Raw genomic sequence first — 19,831 nt, 5'->3', positions numbered from 1 at the left:
CGGCGCCCGGCCGTGACTGCCGGGCCCCGACGATCACTGCCTGCCGCGAGTGGCGGGCCCGTGACGGGTCACGTGCCGGTCGTACCGGATGCCGACGCACCGGCCTCGGCAGGCTTTTCCTGCACGTTCAGCCGCTTCAACGTTTCCGCCAGTTCCGTGTTCTTCGGCTGAATCTTCCTCGCCTGCGCGAACGCATCGCGCGCTTCCTCCTGGCGGCCCAGCTTCCACAACACCTCGCCCTTGTGCGTCAGGCCGGTCGCCCACGCTTCGCGCGTGTCGCTGTCGCCGTCACCATTCTTCTCGAAGATCGCGATCGAGCGGTCGAACCACGTGAGCGCTTCGTCGTTGCGGCCGAGCCGATACAGCGCCCAACCCTTGCTGTCGAGCGCATACGCATCGTCGGGCGCTTTCGCGAGATGCGCGTCGATCATCGCGAGCCCGCGATCGACGGCGACGCCCGCGTCGACCAGCCGATAGCCGGTGTCGTTCAGGCGGTCGTCGGGGATCTCGCCGAGGTCGAGCACGGCGGCCACGCGGCCGGCGTCGCGTTCTTCGGTCGCGAGCGACAGCAGCTTGATGACGATCTGCTGGCGCAACTCGCTGCCGATCCGGTCGCCGTTGGCGACCAGGCTGCCGAGGTATTGCGTGTACAGGTCCGGCGAACCCGGTACGTTTGCGCTGTTCGCAATCGCCGCGCCGGGGCCCGCGCACCAGTCGGTGTCGGCCGAATCACCCAGCATCCCGGTGTACAGATTGACGGTGCGCGGCGTGCGTGATTGCGCGTAGTACGTGTAGCCGTTCGCGTCCGAGTGGCCGCACGCCAGATATTCGTGCTCCACGTCCAGCAGGTAAGGGAAGCCGCGCAGCGGCGCGTCGCTGCCCGCATTGACGAGCCGGAACGATTCGCCCAGGTCGCCGTCGCCGATGACCGGGTTGAACACCCACTGCTTCTGCGGATGCGATTTCGGCAGCCGGATCCGCACGGTGCGGCCGGCGTCGTCGGTCGTGCCGAAGACCACGCTGTCGTGCTGGCCCGGCTTGACCGGCAGGCCGGCGATGACCTGGCCCGGCAGGAACAGCCGGTAGCGCGCATTCGGCAGCGGCTGGTGCGTGACCGGGTCGCGCAGCACGAACTGATGGACGTAAGCGCCTTTGCCCAGCGACGTCGTCGGCGCGATATAGGTGCGGGCGTGAGCGGCGGGCAGCGTGGCGCAGCCGATCACGGCGGCAATGCATGCGGTGAAAAGGCGTGATGTCATGAAATGCGGTTCTTATAGGTAAAGGTGTTATTGACCGACGGCCGGTAAACCTTCGAATGCATTGCGCAGTCTTCTATAAACAACGTGCTGCGGGCCGGCGATCGCCCGACGGGAATCGCCGTTCATTCAATGCCATTCGAGGCGGATTGCGCCCGACCGATCCACGGGGAAACGGACGGGCAGGCGCAGCGGAGCGCCCGCGCGCAGCATAACAGGTGGTGCCGCTCGATCGTCCTGTTTGCGACCGTTGCAGGCGGATGAACGATATCGTGATTTGTATCAAATCGTGATATGTCGGTTCGCCCGACAATGGATTCGACCACGGTGAGAAGGACGCAGCGATCGAAATTCGATGGTCCTTTACAACCGGTATTTCACCTCCTTAAATAATCAGGGTCTGCGAACAGACCGGAAAAACGAGATCCCCATGAGCCATTTCCTGGACAGATTGCGTTATTTCTCCACCACGAGGCCAACCTTCTCCGACGGACACGGCGCCGTCACCGACGAAGATCGCAAATGGGAAGACGGCTACCGGATGCGCTGGCAGCACGACAAGATCGTCCGTTCGACTCACGGGGTGAATTGCACGGGCTCATGCTCGTGGAAGGTCTACGTGAAAGGCGGGATCGTCACCTGGGAAACCCAGCAGACCGATTACCCGCGCACGCGCCCCGACATGCCGAATCACGAACCGCGCGGCTGCTCGCGCGGTGCTTCGTACTCCTGGTATCTGTATAGCGCGAACCGTCTGAAGCATCCGATGGTGCGCAGCGCGCTGGTGAAGCTGTGGCGCGAACGCCGCCGCACGCTCGGCGCCGTCGACGCGTGGCGCTCGATCGTCGAGGACGACGACGCGCGGCGTTCGTACCAGAGCCGGCGCGGGCTCGGCGGCTTCGTGCGTGCGAGCTGGGACGAGGTCAACGAGATCGTTGCGGCCGCAAACGTTTACACGGTCGAGCGGTACGGGCCCGATCGCGTGGTCGGCTTCTCGCCGATCCCGGCGATGTCGATGGTGTCGTATGCGGCCGGTTCGCGCTACCTGTCGCTGATCGGCGGCGTGTGCCTGAGCTTCTACGACTGGTACTGCGACCTGCCGCCCGCGTCGCCGCAGACCTGGGGCGAGCAGACCGACGTGCCGGAATCGGCCGACTGGTACAACTCGACGTTCATCATGATGTGGGGCTCCAATGTCCCGCAGACCCGCACGCCCGACGCGCACTTCCTCGTCGAGGCGCGCTATCGCGGCACCAAGGTCGTGTCGGTGTTCCCCGACTACGCGGAAGGCGCGAAGTTCGGCGACCTGTGGCTGCATCCGAAGCAGGGCACCGACGCGGCGCTCGCGCTCGCGATGGGGCACGTGATCCTGAAAGAGTTCCACCTGGCCGGCAAGAGCGACTACTTTATCGACTACTGCAAGCGCTACACCGACATGCCGTGCCTCGTGCGTCTCGTGCCGCACGGCGACGGCTATGTGCCCGAGCGTCTCGTGCGCGCATCCGACTTCGACGACGCGCTCGACGAAGCCGCGCACCCGGACTGGAAGACCGTGATGATCGACGACGCGACGGGCGAATTCGTCGTCCCGGTCGGCTCGGTGGGCTTTCGCTGGGGGCAGCAGGCGGACGCGGACAAGGGCAAGTGGAACCTGCGCGGCGAGACGTCGAAGGGCGCGGCGCTGTCGCCGCGGCTGTCCTGCACGGCCGAGCACGACGACGTGGTCGACGTGCTGTTCCCGTACTTCGGCAACCAGCCGCATGCGCACTTCAACTCGACCGCTCACGGCTCCGAGCTGTCGCGCCGGATCGGCGTGCGGCGCATCGCGACGCGCGACGGCGAGATGCTGGTCGCGACCGTCTACGACCTGTTCGTCGCGAACTACGGGCTCGACCAGGGGCTGGGCGGGCGCGACGTGGCCGCGAGCTACGACGACGATCTGCCGTATACGCCGGCGTGGCAGGAAACGATCACCGGCGTGAAGCGCGCGGACGTGATCTCGGTCGCGCGGCAGTTCGCGGAGAACGCGCACAAGACGCAAGGCAAGTCGATGGTGATCATCGGCGCGGGGATCAACCACTGGTTCCACATGGACATGTCGTACCGCGCGATCATCAACATGCTGATCATGTGCGGCTGTATCGGCAAGCCGGGCGGCGGCTGGTCGCATTACGTGGGCCAGGAGAAGCTGCGCCCGCAGACGGGCTGGACCGCGCTCGCGTTCGCGCTCGACTGGAACCGGCCGCCGCGGCACATGAACGCGACGTCGTTCTTCTACGCGCACACCGACCAGTGGCGCTACGACACGATGGATCCGAGCGCGCTGCTGTCGCCGCTCGCCGACAGGACGCAGTTCCACGGCTCGCCGATCGACTACAACGTGCGCGCGGAGCGGATGGGCTGGCTGCCGTCCGCGCCGCAGCTCGCGGTGAATCCGCTGAAGGTCGGCGCTAGTCTGGGCGACGCAGCTCAAGCCGGCGCCGACGTCGCCCGGCAGCTGAAGGCCGGCACGCTGCGCATGGCGTGCGAGGATCCGGACGCACCGGACAACTTCCCGCGCAACCTGTTCGTGTGGCGCTCGAACCTGCTCGGCTCGTCGGGCAAGGGGCACGAGTATTTCCTGAAGCACCTGCTCGGCACGACCAACGGCGTGCAGGGCGAGGACCTTGGCGCGACGGGCGGCGCGCGCCCCGAGGAAGTGAAGTGGCACGACGACGCGCCGCGCGGCAAGCTCGACCTGCTCGTCACGCTCGACTTCCGGATGTCGACTACCTGCATGTATTCGGACGTCGTGCTGCCGACCGCGACGTGGTACGAGAAGGACGACATGAACACGTCCGACATGCATCCGTTCATCCATCCGCTGTCGGCGGCGGTCGATCCCGCGTGGGAATCGAAAAGCGACTGGGACATCTTCAAGGGAATCGCGAAGCGCTTCTCCGAGTTGTGCGTCGGGCATCTCGGCGTCGAACGCGACGTCGTGCTCGCACCGATCGCGCACGACACGCCGGGCGAGCTCGCGCAGCCGTTCGACGTGCACGACTGGAAGCGCGGTGAATGCGAGCCGGTGCCGGGCCGTACGATGCCGGCGGTGATCGCCGTCGAGCGCGACTACCCGAACACCTATGCGCGCTTCACGTCGCTCGGGCCGCTGATGGACAAGCTCGGCAACGCGGGCAAGGGCATCGGCTGGGATACGAAGGACGAAGTGAAGCTGCTCGGCGAACTGAACTACACGGTCGCCGAGGGCGCCGCGCAGGGGCGCCCGCGCATCGACACCGCGCTCGACGCGGCCGAGGTGATCCTCGCGCTGGCGCCGGAGACCAACGGCGAAGTCGCGGTGAAGGCGTGGCGTGCGCTGTCCGGCCTCACCGGCATCGATCACACGCACCTGGCTGTGGCGCGTGCCGACGAGAAGATCCGCTTCCGCGATATCCAGGCGCAGCCGCGCAAGATCATCTCGTCGCCGACGTGGAGCGGGATCGAATCCGAGCACGTGTCGTACAACGCGGGTTACGTGAACGTGCACGAACTCGTGCCGTGGCGCACGCTGACGGGCCGTCAGCAGCTGTACCAGGATCACGCCTGGATGCGTGCGTTCGGCGAGTCGATGTGCGCATACAAGCCGCCGATCGACACGGGCAGCTACGAACACATGATCGGCAAGCGCTCGAACGGCAACCCCGAGCGCGTGCTGAACTTCCTGACGCCGCACCAGAAGTGGGGCATCCACAGCACCTACACGGACAACCTGCTGATGCTGACGCTGTCGCGCGGCGGCCCGATCGTGTGGATGTCGGAGGACGACGCGAAGGCGATCGGCGCGGTCGATAACGACTGGATCGAGTGCTACAACTCGAACGGCGCGTTGTGCGCGCGGGCGGTCGTGAGCCAGCGGATTCCGTCCGGGATGGTGATGATGTACCACGCGCAGGAGAAGATCGTGAACACGCCGGGCTCCGAGATCACCGGCACGCGCGGCGGTATTCACAACTCGGTCACGCGCATCGCGCTCAAGCCCACGCACATGATCGGCGGCTATGCGCAGCTGTCGTACGGCTTCAATTACTACGGCACGGTCGGCTCGAATCGCGACGAGTTCCTGATCGTGCGCAAGATGAGCAGGATCGACTGGCTCGACGGAGAAGAGCGCGCGGTCGAGCCGACAACGCAAGCGGTGCGGGCGGGAGAAACGTCATGAAAGTACGTGCACAGATCGCGATGGTGCTGAACCTCGACAAGTGCATCGGGTGCCATACCTGCTCGGTGACCTGCAAGAACGTGTGGACGAGCCGCGAAGGGATGGAATACGCGTGGTTCAACAACGTCGAAACCAAGCCGGGCATCGGCTATCCGAAGGACTGGGAGAACCAGGATCGCTGGCGCGGCGGCTGGCAGCGGCGAGCGGACGGCCGGATCGAGCCGCGCCTCGGCGGAAAATGGCGGCTGCTCGCGCAGATTTTCGCGAACCCGCACCTGCCCGAGATCGACGACTACTACGAGCCGTTCACGTTCGACTACGCCCATCTGCAGGAAGCGGGCAACACGCGCGCGATGCCGGTGGCGCGACCGCGCTCGCTGATCAGCGGCCAGCGGCTCGAGAAGATCGAGTGGGGCCCGAACTGGGAGGAAATCCTCGGCGGCGAGTTCGAGAAGCGCGCGAAGGACTACAACTTCGAGAACGTGCAGAAGGACATCTACGGGCAGTTCGAGAACACCTTCATGATGTATCTGCCGCGCCTGTGCGAGCACTGCCTGAATCCGGCGTGCGTCGCGGCGTGCCCGTCGGGCTCGATCTACAAGCGCGAGGAAGACGGCATCGTGCTGATCGACCAGGACAAGTGCCGCGGCTGGCGCATGTGCGTGTCGGGCTGCCCGTACAAGAAGATCTACTACAACTGGCAGAGCGGCAAGGCCGAGAAGTGCATCTTCTGCTATCCGCGCATCGAGGCCGGCCAGCCGACCGTGTGTTCGGAGACCTGCGTGGGCCGCATCCGCTACCTCGGCGTGCTGCTGTACGACGCCGACCGGATCAGCGAGGCCGCCAGCGCGGAGAACGAGAAAGACCTGTACGAAGCGCAGTTGTCGCTGTTCCTCGATCCGGACGATCCGGCCGTGATCGCGCAGGCCGAGCGCGACGGCGTGCCGGCCGCGTGGATCGACGCCGCGCGGCGCTCGCCGACCTACAAGATGGCGATCGACTGGAAGATCGCGTTCCCGCTGCACCCGGAATACCGGACGCTGCCGATGGTCTGGTACGTGCCGCCGCTGTCGCCGATCAACGCCGCCGCGAACAGCGGCGCGCTCGGGATGAACGGCTACCTGCCGGACGTCGAATCGCTGCGCATTCCGCTGCGCTATCTGGCGAACCTGCTGACCGCCGGCGACGAGGCGCCGGTGAAGCTCGCGCTCGAACGGCTGCTCGCGATGCGCGCGTTCATGCGCGCGCGCCACGTCGACGGCATCGACGCGCGCGGCGTGCTCGATCAGGTCGGGCTGTCGCTCGCGCAGGTCGAGGAGATGTATCGCTATCTCGCGATCGCGAACTACGAGGATCGCTTCGTGATCCCGACGACGCATCGCGAGTATGCGGAGGACGCGTACGACCTGCGCGCGTCGTGCGGCTTCTCGTTCGGCAACGGCTGTTCGGACGGCCGTTCGTCGGCGAGCCTGTTCAGCACGAAGAAGGAGAAGGGCACGCGGACGATTCCGATCCACGAGGTATCGCGATGAGCACCGCACCCGATCCGACCTACGCGGCGTTCGCGGCGCTGCTCGACTATCCCGACGACGCGCTCGTCGACGTGCTCGACTCGATCGAAGCCCACCTGCGCGAGCGCATGCGCGTGCCGCAGGCGGTGCGTGCGGGTCTCGACAGGTTCTTCGCGTACATGCGCGAGCGCGACCTGCTGACGCTGCAGGAGAACTACGTCGCGCTGTTCGATCGCGGCCGCGCGACGTCGCTGCACCTGTTCGAGCACGTGCACGGCGAATCGCGCGACCGCGGGCAGGCGATGGTCGACCTGCTGCAGATGTACGAGCGGCACGGGCTCGCGCTGAACCCGGGCGAGCTGCCCGACTACCTGCCTGTGTTCCTCGAATACCTGTCGCGGCTGCCGGCGCCCGATGCGCGCAACCTGCTCGCCGAAACCGGCGAGATCCTGCGCGCGCTGGCCGGCCAGCTCGCGCAGCGCGGCAGCCATTACAGCTTCGTCGTCGGCGCGCTGCTGCCGATGGCCGGCCTCGCGCCGGTCGATGCACCGGCCGACGCGGACGACGACGTCGCCGCCGAGCGTCCGACTGCGGACGACTACCGCGCGCTCGATGCGTCGTATGCGGACGAAGCCGTGCGCTTCGTCGGCGCGGCAACGCCGGCGTCGACGGAGCAGACCGTGCGGTTCCACGACAAGCGGCCGGCCCGCGGCGCGTGAGCGCGGGCCCAACTGGGGAAAGACATGAACGCTTACTTGCATCAGTTCCTGTTCGGGATCTACCCGTACATCTGTCTCGCGGTGCTGCTGGTCGGCAGCCTGATCCGCTTCGACCGCGAGCAATACACGTGGAAAAGCGATTCGTCGCAGCTGCTGCGCCACGGCATGCTGCGGCTCGGCAGCAACCTGTTCCATTGGGGCGTGCTGGTCGTCGTGCTCGGGCACTTCGGCGGCTTTCTGGCGCCGCACTGGCTCGTGTCGCCGTTCCTGTCGGCATCCGGGCACCAACTGGTCGCGATGGTGGCGGGCGGCGCGGCCGGCGTCGCGGCGATCATCGGATTGACGATCCTGATCTGGCGGCGCCTGGGCGACGCACGCATCCGCAAGAACAGCCGCACGTCGGACATCCTGATCGTGCTGATGCTGTGGGTGCAGCTCGCGCTCGGGCTCGGCACCGTCGTGCTGTCGACGCGCCACATGGACGGCGTGATGTTCGAGCAGCTCACCGACTACGTGAAGGGCGTCGTCACGTTCCGGCCGGACATCGCGAGCCTGCTCGTCGGCGTGCCGCTGACGTACCGGCTGCATATCCTGCTCGGCTTCACGATCTTCCTCGTGTCGCCGTTCACGCGGATGGTGCATATCTGGAGCGGCATCGCATCGGTCGCGTACCTGATCCGCCCGTACCAGCTCGTGCGCAAGCGCTGAGGAGGCCATATGAACGACGTTCTCTCCGAAGTCGCCGTGGTGCCGCTGACGATCAACGGAATTGCCATCGACGACGCGGCCATCGCGGCCGAAGCCGCGCATCACGGCGATGCACGCGATCCGGTCGATGCGGCACGGCATGCGCTTGCGGTGCGCGAGCTGTTGCGTCAGCGCGCGGTGGCGCTCGCGCTGATCGACGAACGCGCGCCGCTCGACGACGCGGCGGTCGACGCGCTGCTCGAATGCGAGCTGACGCACGTGCCCGAACCCGATCGTGCCGACTGCGAGCGCTACTACGCGCAGCATCCGGCGCGCTTTCGCCGCAACGACATCGTATATGCAAGCCACGTGCTGTTCGCGGTGACCGACCGCGTGCCGCTCGCGCCGCTGCGGCAGCGCGCGGAACGCGCGCTTGCCGACGTGGTCGCCGCGCCCGATACGTTCGAAGCAGTGGCGCGCGAATCGTCGAACTGCCCGTCGGCGCAAGTCGGCGGCAGCCTCGGGCAATTGCTGCGCGGCGACACCGTGCCGGAATTCGAGGCCGCGCTGTTCGACAGCGACGGGCTCGGCGTGCTGCCGAAACTCGTCAACACGCGCTTCGGCTTTCACATCGTGCGCATCGAGCGCCGCGTGCCGGGCGACATCGTGCCGTTCGACGAAGCCGCCGGCCAGATTGCCGCGTACCTGTCGGAACGCGTGCGGCAACGGGCGATGCGGCAGTACGTGGCGATACTCGCGGGCGGCGCGTGCGTCGAAGGCGTGACCTTCGACGGCGCGAACGGGCCGCTCGTCCAATGAAACGGGGTTTTGCATATGGCAACTCAACAAGTTAACGTCGGCGTGGCTGCGGATCCGCAGGCCATTCCGCTGCGCGCGTGGTCGGTGCTGGCCGCGAGCACGCTCGCGTTCATGGTGTGCTTCGTCGTGTGGATGATGTTCGGCGTGCTCGGCGTGCAGTTGCGCGCCGATCTCGGCCTGAACAGCACCGAGTTCGGGCTGCTCACGGCGACGCCCGTGCTGACCGGCGCGCTGATGCGCTTGCCGCTCGGCACGTGGACCGACCGCTTCGGCGGCCGTATCGTGATGACGGTGCTGCTCGTCGTGTGCGCGGTGCCGGTCTACATCGTCAGCTACGCAACGCAGCTCTGGCAGTTCCTCGTGATCGGGCTGTTCCTCGGCTGCGTCGGTGCGTCGTTCGCGGTCGGCACGCCGTATGTCGCGCGCTTTTTCCCGCCGAAGCGGCGCGGGCTCGCGATGGGCGTGTTCGGCGCCGGCACGTGCGGCGCCGCGGTCAATCTGTTCGTCACGCCGCTGCTGCTCGCCGCGTACGGCTGGCGCTTCGTGCCGCGCGTCTATGCGGTCGCGCTGCTCGTCACGGCCGTGATCTTCTGGTTCGCGTCGGCGCCCGATCCCGGCGCGGGCAAGCGCGGCGGCTCGATGCTCGACTCGTTCAAGGTGCTGCGCGACCCGCGCGTGTGGCGGCTGTGCCAGTACTACTCGATCACGTTCGGCGGCTTCACCGCGTTGTCGCTGTGGATCCCGCAGTACCTGAAGAGCGAATACGGGATGTCGCTCGTGATGGCGTCCGCGTTCGCGGCCGGTTTCTCGCTGCCGGGCTCCGTGCTGCGCGCGCTCGGCGGCGCGCTGTCCGATCGCTTCGGCGCGCATGCGGTCACGTGGTGGGGGCTGTGGGTCGCATGGATCGCGCTGTTCGTGCTGTCGTATCCGGCGACCGACTTCGTGATCCACACGATCGACGGGACCGCGTCGCTGAACCTGGCGATGCCGGTGGCCGGCTTCGTCGCGCTGACCTTCGTGCTCGGCGCGGTGTTCGCGTTCGGGATGGCGTCGACCTTCAAGTACGTCGCCGACGATTTCGCGGACAATATGGGCGTCGTCACGGGCATCGTCGGGCTTGCGGGCGGGCTCGGCGGCTTCCTGCTGCCGATCCTGTTCGGCATGCTGCTCGACTTGCTGCGCGTGCGCACGACCTGCTTCATGTTCCTGTACGGGATCGTGTGGGTGTCGCTGATTCTCATCTACGTGTCGGAAGTGCGGCGCACGCCAGTGGCGGGTTGAGCGCGGTTGCAAGAGGCCGGTAGCGTCCTGCCTCGTGCAGGTAGTCGTACCGCGCGTCGGCCGTTTGCGACCGTGCGCAGTTCTGTCAAACTTGCGCCCATGACACCGCGCCTCGCCCAGCCATCTTCCTCCGATTCCGCGCCCGCGCTCGCGGGCTTTCCCGACGCCGACGAACTCGCCGCGCTGCGTGCGTGGTACGCGGGCATGACCGTGCGCCAGGCCGTCGAGCGCTACCTGCCCGGGCGGCTCGGCGAAGGGCGCTCGGCGCGTGGCGTGATCGGCGCAATTCGGCGTCGCCTCGTGCGTGTCGCGCGGCAGGCCGGACGGCCCGATCTCGCCGAGCAGCTCGGCCATGCCGACCGCGAGCGCGTGCAGATGGCGAAGGCCGCGACCGATGCGATCGGCGTGCTACGCCATGCGCGCGCGCCGGTGCCGCAGATCAGCGACGACGTCGGCCTGTGGCTGCCGGAGCGTGCGGTCGCCGCGCTGCGTGCGCACGGGATCGCGACGCTCGCCGACCTGACCGTGCGGATTCCGCGGCGGCGTCAGTGGTGGCGCGCGATCGCGGGGCTCGGCGTGGCGAGCGCGCGGCATATCGAGGCGTTCTTTTCCGCGCATCCGGACCTGACCGAGCGGGCGCGCGCGCTGATCGCCGCGACGCCGCGCGGCAGCATCGTGCCGTGGGAGCACCTGAAGCTGCCGCATGAGGTGGACGGATCGGCCGGCACGTTCCGCGCGCCGCGCGCCACCAGCACGCTCGATGCGGACAACGACTACGCGGCCGTGCACGCGTGGCTGTCGCTGCACGAATCGGCCGCGACGCGGCGCGCGTACCGCAAGGAGGCCGAGCGGCTGATCCTGTGGGCGATCGTCGAGCGCGGCCGTGCGCTGTCATCGCTGACGACCGAGGATGCGGTCGCGTATCGCGCGTTCATCCGGCGCCCGACGCCGCACGAGCGCTGGGTCGGCCCCGTGCGGCCGCGCGGCGCGCCGGACTGGCGGCCGTTTTCGGGCGGATTGTCCGCGCGCTCGGCCGCGTACACGCTGTCGGTCCTCGGCGCGCTGTTCCGCTGGCTGATCGAGCAGCGCTACCTGCTCGCGAATCCGTTCGCGGGTGTCAAGGTGCGCGACACGCGCGGCGCGAATGCGCTCGACACGTCGCATGCGTTCACCGAAGGCGAGTGGCTGCTCGTGCGCACGGTCGCGGACGGGCTCGAGTTTCGCAAGCACAAGCCGTCCGGCGCGCCCGGATCTGGCTGGACGCCGACTGCCGCGCAACGGCTGCGCTTCATCCTCGATTTCGGCTATGCGACCGGGCTGCGCGCGAGCGAACTCGTCGGCGCGACGCTCGGCGACATCGACACGGACGCGCACGGCGACACGTGGTTGAAGGTGATCGGCAAAGGCAGCAAGGCCGCGCGCGTCGCGCTGCCGCCGCTCGCGCGCACGGCGCTCGATCGCTATCTGGTCGCGCGCCGGCTGCCGGTCACGCCGGTGCGCTGGCGGCCCGATACGCCGCTGATTCCGAGCCTCGCTGAAGACGGCGCGGCCGCGATCACGAGCGTGCGGCTGTGGAAGGTGATGCAGCGGTTCTTCGCGCAGACGGCCGCGCTCGTCGATGCCGACAACCCCGCGCTCGCGCAGAAGCTGCGGCAGGCGAGCCCGCACTGGATGCGGCATACGCACGCGACGCACGCGCTCGCGCGGGGCGCCGAGTTGACGACGGTGCGCGACAACCTGCGGCATGCGTCGATCTCGACGACGTCGATCTATCTGCACGGGGACGACGTGAAGCGGGCACGGCAGATGTCGAGTGCGTTTTCCGCTGACAAATAAGCGGGGCGCGAGCGGATCGAACGGAACGACACTGCATCGATGACGGTCAGAACGGTTATTCGGTCACGGAGTGGGTGGATGGCATCGAGTCAGGGAACCGTCGATTTCATCGTCGAGCAGATGGCCTTGGCCGGCACGGTGTCGGCCCGCAAGATGTTCGGCGAATACGGGATCTACTGTGACGGCAGGATGGTCGCGCTGGTGTGCGACGACCGGTTGTTCGTCAAGCCGACGTCCGACGGCCGTGCGTTTGTCGGTACCTGCGACGAAGCTCCACCGTATCCGGCAGCAAAGCCGCATCTCGTCATTGGAGGCGACCGCTGGGACGACCGCGAATGGCTGTCGACGCTGATCCGGATCACCGCCGCGCAATTGCCGGTCCCGGTGAAGCGAAGCCGATAGCGGTCAGCATCTTCCGTGAAACAGGCGCGCCAACCCCGCACGCCGCACTGGAGCACAACAATGGAGACAACCCCACACCCGCAAGCCCCGCGATACATTCGCCGCGCATGGCACGCGCTCGTCGCGGCGCTATGCGTGGGCTGGAGTGCGCTGTCGTTCGGCGCGGACGGCGCGGCGGCGCTGCTCGACCGCTATCACAGCCTCGGTGAGCAACTGAAGAACAACCCGTTCCACCGCCCGCTGTACCTCGAATCGTCCGAGGCATCCTCGACGCTGAAGGGTGATATCTACGCGGTCGTCGACTATCCGTTTTCCGTCGTGAACGGCAAGCTCAACGATCCCGCGCAGGGCCCCGCCAACTGGTGCGCGGTGCTGATCCTGCATCTGAACACGAAGTATTGCCATGCATCGACCGGCAGCAACGGCCCGGTGCTCGACGTGAACCTCGGCCGCAAGATCGAGCAGAAGCTGTCGGATACCTATCGCGTGCAGTTCCGCTACGGCGTGGCCGCCGCGACGCCCGACTACTTTCAGGTCGACCTGACCGCCGACAGCGGCCCGATGGGTACGAAGGACTACCGGATCGCGCTCGAGGCCGTGCCGATCGGCGCATCGCGCACGTTCCTGCACCTCACGTATTCGTACGGCTTCGGCACGGTTGGCCGCATGGCGATGAAGACTTACCTCGCGACCGCCGGCAGCGACAAGGTCGGCTTCACGCTCGCGAGCGGCGCATCGGCCGCGCAGCCGCAATACATCGGCGGCGTGCGCGGATTGCTGGAGCGCAACACGATGCGCTACTACCTCGCGATCGACACGTATCTGGCGACGCTCGACAAACCGCTCGACCAGCGCCTCGCGCGCTGGTTCGACGCCACCGAGCAGTATCCGCAGCAACTGCACGAAGTCGAGCGGGCCGCGTATCTGCGGATGAAAGCGCAGGAGGTGCAGCGGCAACAGGCGGCGCGATGACGCCGGCTGCCGGGCGTCGATCAGTCGATCAGTAACCCCGCCACGACGTCGACTATCCGCTGCAGCAGCGCTTCGTCGTAAGGCAGCCACGGCACCGCGCGCAGCGGCGACGGCGGCGGCTCGATCGCGGGTTCGACGGGCTCGCCGTCGCGCGTCACGCGTCCGGTCGCGCAATGCACCGCCCACGCGCCGACGCGTACGTGGCGTTCGTCGATCGTGATCCTCCCTTGCGCAACCGGTTCGGCGAACACGAGCGACAGCACGTGCCGGCGATGGCGCGCCATCACGCCCAATGGAAGATCCGACAACCGGTTCAGGCGGTGCTGGCGCTCCGTGTCGAGCGTGTGCTGGCGGACCGGGTCCGTCGCGAGCGTCGCGGCGGCCGCGCGCGTCGCGTCGTCGTCGAGCGCGAACGCGGCCACGCTGACGAGCAGGTCGACCGCGCGCGCAATTTCGGAGAAGACGACGCGATCGATCTCGCCGATCGGCACCGGCGCCCAGCGTCGTTCGTGCCGGCGCTCGACATACAGCCGGCGCGACGTGCCGTGGCCTTCCGAACCGGGATAGAGCCGCGCATCGACAAGAAAGGTGGCGCGCACGTCGCCGAATTCGCGCGCGAGCCCGTCGCCGTACGCGCGGATCGACCAGCCTTCGCGGCGCGCGACGCCGAGCAGCGGCCGGCTCGACAGCACGTGACCTTCGAACATCGCGCAGTCGCTCGCCGACGCGTCGTCATCGGCCGGCACGTAATACTCGCGGAACGCCTGCCGGACCGGTTGCCGCAGCGCGCGGCCGACGATCACGCGCTGCCACGCGAGCCGCTCGTCCGCGTCGGCCAGCAGCGGGTGCCACAGCCGGATTTCGCTGTCGGCCGCGATGTCGCAGCCGTGGCCGGCCGCGTCGCGCGGCACGACCTTGCCCTTCGCGATCTCGGGCATGAACGACTGCGTCGAGCCATCGCGGTTGCGCGCCTGCCAGATCATCCTCTCGGAGAACGCGGCGCCGGCCGGCGCATCGACGAGCCGCTCGCGCCATTCGGCGTGGGCGAGCGACATCGGCTGCCAGAAGCCGGCTTCCATGCAAGTGGCGAGCATCGCGAGCTGCTTCTTGTCGGGCTTCGCGTCGAGCGTCATCCGCAGCGCGGTGTGCGGCCGTTCGCCGAGCGCGCGTTCGGCCGGTTTCAGGTTACGCGCGAGCTTCTTCTGCACGCCCGCATGACGCACGACGGCCAGCGCGTCGCGCAGCGCGCGCACGCTCTCGGGCGTCGGGATCGTCTCGACCGCATGGCCGAGGGCGATCGCGAGCGATTGCGACGGCGCGGTCCTCGCGGCGGTCGGCGCGACGCACACGCCGGTCAGCAGCGGCCCGATCAGCGGGCGCAGCCAGGCTTCGTCGCGATACGCGGCCACGCGCGCGGCGCGCGCGACGACCTGCGCGTCGTCGGTCGTGAATGCGCGGTCGGCCTCGTACGGCACGGCGCCGGCATGAAGCGCCGCGACCTGCCGCGCGGCGTCGGTCAGCGCGTCGCGCGCGAATGCGACGTACGCGGCGTCTTGCGCGAGCGTGACGGCCGGATCGCTGAAGTCGATCCACAGCCGCTTCGGCGCGAAATAGCCGTCGTTCGTCGCGGCCAGCGCGAGCAGCGCGGCCGGGCCGAGCTCGGGCAGCACGTCCAGTTCGCGCACGCGAAACGGCGAGTCCGCCAGCGCTTGCGCATACGCGTCGCGTCGCGCCGAGAAGTCGCGGCGTCCGGCGAACCAGTCGAGCGCATACGCGCCATACGCGGACACCGCGCGCAGCCTGCCTTCCTCCGGTTCGGCGACGATGCGGGCGAGTTCGGCCTGCAGCGCGGGCGACGGCAGCGCGTCCAGACAGGGCAGATCCTCCAGCGCACGTTTCCATCCGCCGGCCGGAATGTCGCGGAACAGCTCGAGTGCCGCATCGGCGTCGACGAGCGGCACGAGGCCGAGCGCATCGATCTGCCGGCGCAGCCAGCGCGCGAATTCGGCGCGCGGGTCGTCGTACGCGTGGTCGCGCTGCATGATCTCGTGCTCGACGCGCCGCAATGCCGGCCAGACCGCGCCGAGCGCATGCGCATCGAGCGTCGACAGGTCGATCGGCGTGCCGGTGAAGCGCGGATGGTCGGCCGTGCCGGTCAGTCGTGCGAGCAGCAGCGCAACGAGGGCGCGATCAGTCATGCGCTTTCCGATGGGTCGGTCGTTTCGTTCTGGCGCCATTTCGGTACTTGCCCGGCGGCGCGGGCTCTGTCGCCCGGGCCGGCTGTCTGGTCGATTGGATAGTGCATGGTCTGACTCCGGCAATGAAACCGAGCGGGCGCATAGTATTGCACCCCAATTGCGGTAGCCGACGAACGCCCGCGCGGCGGGCGATCCGGCCGCACCGCCCAAGCGCTCCGGCCATTCGGCCATTTCATAAGACGTACAGTTGTCCCGCCCTACGCGATCCGCGCCGAACTGTACTCTTGTTCCCGGGATCGATGTGTGTACCCGCCACCAACTGTTCTGCTCTTAAGATTCATCCATCAAGTGCACAGTGCCGCGGATCCCGTTGTAACGGAACTTCCCGGCGCATCTTCATAAGCGAGCCACTGCGATGGAAAAGGCAAAACCGGAGGGAGCAATCAGGCAGAACGACAGCCCGGTCGGCGGGCAGAACACGCGCGTATCGGACGCGCACGGGACGGCGGCGCGCATGCGCAGGCCGGCGGGGAGCGCGCGATGAAGCTCTACGAAAAACTCGCGGACGACATCGAGCGCCTGATCCGCCAGGGCGTGTACCGGCACGGCGACCGGATTCCGTCGGTGCGGCAGGCGAGCCAGCAGCACCGGATCAGCATCACGACCGTGCTGCACGCGTATCTGCTGCTCGAAAGCCGCGGGCTGCTGGAAAGTCGTCCGCAGTCGGGTTACTTCGTGAACCTGCGCCGCGACGACAACCACGCGCCGGTGCGCGAGCTGCGGCCGTCGAAGCCGATCGCGATCTCGTCGTCGGTCGACATGAGCCGGCTCGTGCTGTCGACGCTGCGCTCGATCGGCACCGACGACGCCGTGCCGCTCGGCTCGCCGTATCCGGACCCGAGCCTGTTTCCGTTCGAGAAGCTGAACCGCTATGCGTACGCAGCCGGCCGCGACAAGTCGTTGTGGGGCGTGACGGACGGGCTGCCGCCCGGCCATCCGCGCCTGATCCGGCAGATCGCGCGACGCTACCTGGAAAACGGGATGTCGGTCGATCCGAACGAGATCATCGTGACGGTCGGCGCGACTGAGGCGATCAATCTGTGCCTGCAGGCGGTTGCAAAACCGGGCGACACGATCGCGGTGGAGTCGCCGACGTTCTACGCGATGCTGCACGCGATCGAGCGGATGGGGATGAAGGCGATCGAGGTCGCGACGCACCCGGAATACGGAATCGACATCGCGGCGCTGGCGGCCATTGCGAAGTCGCAGCCGATCGCCGCGTGCATGGTGATGCCGAATTTCCAGAACCCGCTCGGCTTCCAGATGCCCGACGAGCGCAAGCGCGAACTGGTTGAATATGCAACGAAAGCCGACATGCCGATCATCGAGAATGGCGTGTACAACGAACTGTATTTCGGCGAGTCGCATCCGAGCGCGCTGAAGTCCTACGACCGCACCGGCATCGTGTTGCACTGCTCATCGTTCTCGAAGAGCCTGACGGCAGCCTACCGGATCGGCTGGGCGTTGCCGGGCCGCTATCGGGATCAGGTCGAGAAGCTGAAGTTCCTGAACACGCTGGCGACGCCGTCGCTGCCGCAGCTCGCGATCGCCGAGTTTCTCGAGCGCGACGGTTACGAGCATCATCTGCGGCGCTTGCGCAAGGCGTATGCGCAGCAGGCGAACCTGATGCGCGCGATGGTGTCGCGGTTCTTCCCGGAAGGTACGCGCATTTCGAGCCCGGCGGGCGGATACGTGCTGTGGGTCGAGCTGCCGGCGCAGGTCGACGCGATGCGCCTGTACCAGCTCGCGCTGGAGCAGGGCATCACGATCGGGCCCGGCTACATGTTCTCGATCACCGACAACTACCGGAACTTCATCCGGCTGAACTACAGCAGCCCGTGGTCGCCGGAGATCGAGCAGGCGGTGATCGCGGTCGGGAAGCTCGCGGCATCGTGCATGCAGTCGTGAAGTGAAGGCCGGTGCGCGTCGCACGCACCGCCTTCGCTCAGCCGGCCTTCGCGCGCAAATACTCCGACACGCGCGCGAGTCCTTGCTCGAGCACCGTCCGGTTGTTGGCGTAACCGATCCGCACATAGCCTTCCATGTCGAGCGCGCTGCCGGGCGTGAACATCACGCCGGTTGCCTCGATCAGCTCCGTGCAGAACGCGCGCGACGGCATGTCGAACGCATACTTGAGCAGCGCCGTCGTGCCCGACTTCGGCTTGACCCAGGAAATCGCCGGCTCGCGTTCGACCCATGCATCGAGAATCGCGAGGTTGGTGCGCACGATGTCGTGACTGCGCTTCAGGATCACGTCGCGGTGCTCGAGCGCGAGCGTCGCGAGGTAGTCGTCGATCATCCCGACGCTGATCGTGTTGTAGTCGCGATGGACGCTCACCGCGTGGATCAGCTCGACCGGCCCCGCGATCCAGCCGAGCCGCAGCCCGGCGAGCGAGTACGTCTTCGACATGCTCGCCGTGCTGATTCCGCGTTCGTACAGGTCGGCGATCGAGGCGCTGTAGCCGCTGCCGGCCTGATCGGTGCCGCGATAGACCTCGTCGCACAGCACGTACGCGCCGCAGCGTCGCGCGATCTCGACGATCTTGCCGAGCAGCGCTTCGTCCATCAGCGAGCCGGTCGGATTGTTCGGGTTGTTGATCGCGATCAGGCGCGTCTTGTCGTCGACGAGGGCCGCGAGTGCGTCGAGATCGGGCAGGAACCCGTCTTCCTCACGCAGCTTCAGCACCTTCACGTTCGCGCCGTAGCTTTCCGGAATCGAGTAGTGCTGCTGGTAGGTCGGCAACACCGACACGACCGTATCGCCCGGTTCGACCAGCGTTTCATAGATGAGCGCGTTGCCGCCGATCGCGCCGTGCGTGACGATCACGTTCGCGGCCGACTGGCGCGCGTAGGTCGACGCGATCGCTTCGCGCAGACGCGGCGTGCCTTCGATCGCGCCATACGTGAGCTTCATCGGCCGCAGCGCGTCGAGCAGCGTGTCCTGCGTGCCGGTCATCGTCAGCAGCTGATCGACGGTCAGCGATTCGACGCACGTTTCCGCGAGGTTGTACGTACAGCGGTTCTCGTACAGATCCATCCAGCGTTCGACGCCGAATTCCTTGATCTTCATGGTCGTTCCTTTGTCCGGTTGGCCTGGAAAGCGATGCTGCCAAGTATCTGCCTTTCAAAACAGAATGTCCAGAGTAGACTAAAAATCCACATTTTATGGAAGGCATGACCCGAGGCAGCCGCGCGCATCGATCAAGTCGATTGCGCGCCGCTCAGCGATCGCCGCGCGCAACGGCCAGCATGATCCCGAAGCCGACGAGCAGAACACCGAAGGTGCGGTCGATCCAGTGACGTAACGACAACAAGCGATCGCGGACGGCATCGGCGGAGAAACAGACCGCCACCAGGCTGAACCAGCCTGCATGTGCCAGCGCGATGAACACGCCATAGCTGATCTGCACGTACAACGGCGTGTCCGGGCGGACGGCCTGCATGAACAGGCTGACGATGAACACGGTGGTTTTCGGATTCAATGCGTTGGTCAGGAAGCCCGTGCGCAGCGCCGCCCGATCGGACAGTGGCGCGACCTGCGTCGCGGGGCGACCGTCGGGGAGCCTGGCCGCGAGCATCCTCACGCCGAGGTAGATCAGGTAGATCGCGCCGACGAGCTTGACGGCGTTGAAGAGCCACAGCGATTGGCGGACCAGCAGGCCCACGCCGAGCAGCGTATAGCTCACATGAACCGTCACGCCGAGCGCGATCCCCCATGCGGTGAGCAAGCCCGAACGGCGCGACAGCATCAGGCTGTTGCGCGTGACCATCGCGAAATCCGGCCCCGGGCTGATCACGGCCAGCAAAGTGATGGTGACTACGACTATCCATTCCGTCATTGCATCGTCCTTTCGGTTTTCTTCGTGATGCGCCAATATTAGGGATCACG

The 19,831-nt window shown here is 67.2% G+C and carries 14 protein-coding genes; 10 read left to right on the top strand and 4 right to left on the bottom strand.

Annotation, left to right across the window (positions count from 1 at the left end; translation table 11 throughout):
* Positions 1 to 68: 68 nt before the first annotated feature.
* Positions 69 to 1,259 (bottom strand): tetratricopeptide repeat protein, encoded by a 1,191-nt coding sequence (locus ACP26O_RS30000; protein ID WP_175664640.1) that lies wholly within the window; start codon positions 1,257 to 1,259, stop codon positions 69 to 71.
* A 427-nt stretch (positions 1,260 to 1,686) separates the two neighbouring features.
* Between ACP26O_RS30000 and ACP26O_RS29995 the strand changes: the two genes are divergently transcribed.
* From ACP26O_RS29995 to ACP26O_RS29955, 9 genes are all read left to right on the top strand, one after another.
* Positions 1,687 to 5,457: a nitrate reductase subunit alpha gene (locus ACP26O_RS29995; protein WP_175664641.1), complete on the top strand. Its 3,771-nt coding sequence runs from the start codon at positions 1,687 to 1,689 to the stop codon at positions 5,455 to 5,457.
* Positions 5,454 to 6,989, top strand: a complete 1,536-nt coding sequence (gene narH / locus ACP26O_RS29990; protein ID WP_175664642.1) for a nitrate reductase subunit beta — start codon at positions 5,454 to 5,456, stop codon at positions 6,987 to 6,989. The genes ACP26O_RS29995 and narH overlap by 4 nt, the downstream gene beginning before the upstream one ends.
* Positions 6,986 to 7,687, top strand: coding sequence for a nitrate reductase molybdenum cofactor assembly chaperone (gene narJ, locus ACP26O_RS29985; protein ID WP_175664643.1), 702 nt, complete (start codon positions 6,986 to 6,988; stop codon positions 7,685 to 7,687). The genes narH and narJ overlap by 4 nt, the downstream gene beginning before the upstream one ends.
* Before the next feature lie 24 nt (positions 7,688 to 7,711).
* On the top strand, positions 7,712 to 8,395 hold the full coding sequence (narI, locus tag ACP26O_RS29980; protein ID WP_011660606.1) for a respiratory nitrate reductase subunit gamma: 684 nt from the start codon (positions 7,712 to 7,714) through the stop codon (positions 8,393 to 8,395).
* Positions 8,396 to 8,404: 9 nt separating this feature from the next.
* Entirely contained in the window at positions 8,405 to 9,193 is a 789-nt protein-coding gene (locus ACP26O_RS29975; protein WP_175664644.1) for a peptidylprolyl isomerase, read from the top strand.
* 15 nt (positions 9,194 to 9,208) lie between these two features.
* Complete coding sequence (locus tag ACP26O_RS29970) at positions 9,209 to 10,474, top strand: MFS transporter (protein WP_165754689.1); 1,266 nt, start codon at positions 9,209 to 9,211, stop codon at positions 10,472 to 10,474.
* Positions 10,475 to 10,573: 99 nt separating this feature from the next.
* Entirely contained in the window at positions 10,574 to 12,310 is a 1,737-nt protein-coding gene (locus ACP26O_RS29965; RefSeq protein ID WP_175664645.1) for a site-specific integrase, read from the top strand.
* Positions 12,311 to 12,388: 78 nt separating this feature from the next.
* Entirely contained in the window at positions 12,389 to 12,712 is a 324-nt protein-coding gene (locus ACP26O_RS29960; protein WP_175664646.1) for a TfoX/Sxy family protein, read from the top strand.
* 60 nt (positions 12,713 to 12,772) lie between these two features.
* Complete coding sequence (locus ACP26O_RS29955) at positions 12,773 to 13,684, top strand: hypothetical protein (RefSeq protein WP_175664647.1); 912 nt, start codon at positions 12,773 to 12,775, stop codon at positions 13,682 to 13,684.
* Positions 13,685 to 13,704: 20 nt separating this feature from the next.
* Here the strand turns inward: ACP26O_RS29955 and ACP26O_RS29950 are convergent, their stop codons facing one another.
* On the bottom strand, positions 13,705 to 15,882 hold the full coding sequence (locus ACP26O_RS29950) for a DUF4132 domain-containing protein (RefSeq protein ID WP_175664648.1): 2,178 nt from the start codon (positions 15,880 to 15,882) through the stop codon (positions 13,705 to 13,707).
* A 540-nt stretch (positions 15,883 to 16,422) separates the two neighbouring features.
* Between ACP26O_RS29950 and ACP26O_RS29945 the strand changes: the two genes are divergently transcribed.
* On the top strand, positions 16,423 to 17,850 hold the full coding sequence (locus ACP26O_RS29945) for a PLP-dependent aminotransferase family protein (protein ID WP_175664649.1): 1,428 nt from the start codon (positions 16,423 to 16,425) through the stop codon (positions 17,848 to 17,850).
* Between the two features lie 37 nt (positions 17,851 to 17,887).
* Here ACP26O_RS29945 and ACP26O_RS29940 read toward each other — a convergent pair whose 3' ends face one another.
* Positions 17,888 to 19,012, bottom strand: coding sequence for an aminotransferase (locus tag ACP26O_RS29940; RefSeq protein ID WP_175664650.1), 1,125 nt, complete (start codon positions 19,010 to 19,012; stop codon positions 17,888 to 17,890).
* 151 nt (positions 19,013 to 19,163) lie between these two features.
* Complete coding sequence (locus ACP26O_RS29935) at positions 19,164 to 19,781, bottom strand: LysE family translocator (RefSeq protein ID WP_175664651.1); 618 nt, start codon at positions 19,779 to 19,781, stop codon at positions 19,164 to 19,166.
* Between the last annotated feature and the right edge of the window lie 50 nt (positions 19,782 to 19,831).

Origin of the sequence: Burkholderia sp. R-40, from assembly GCF_049942845.1 — a bacterium.
GTDB classification, from domain to species: Bacteria; Pseudomonadota; Gammaproteobacteria; order Burkholderiales; family Burkholderiaceae; genus Burkholderia; species Burkholderia ambifaria.
The sequence above is the reverse complement of the archived record's forward strand: the minus strand, read 5'-3'. Positions and strand labels throughout refer to the sequence as shown.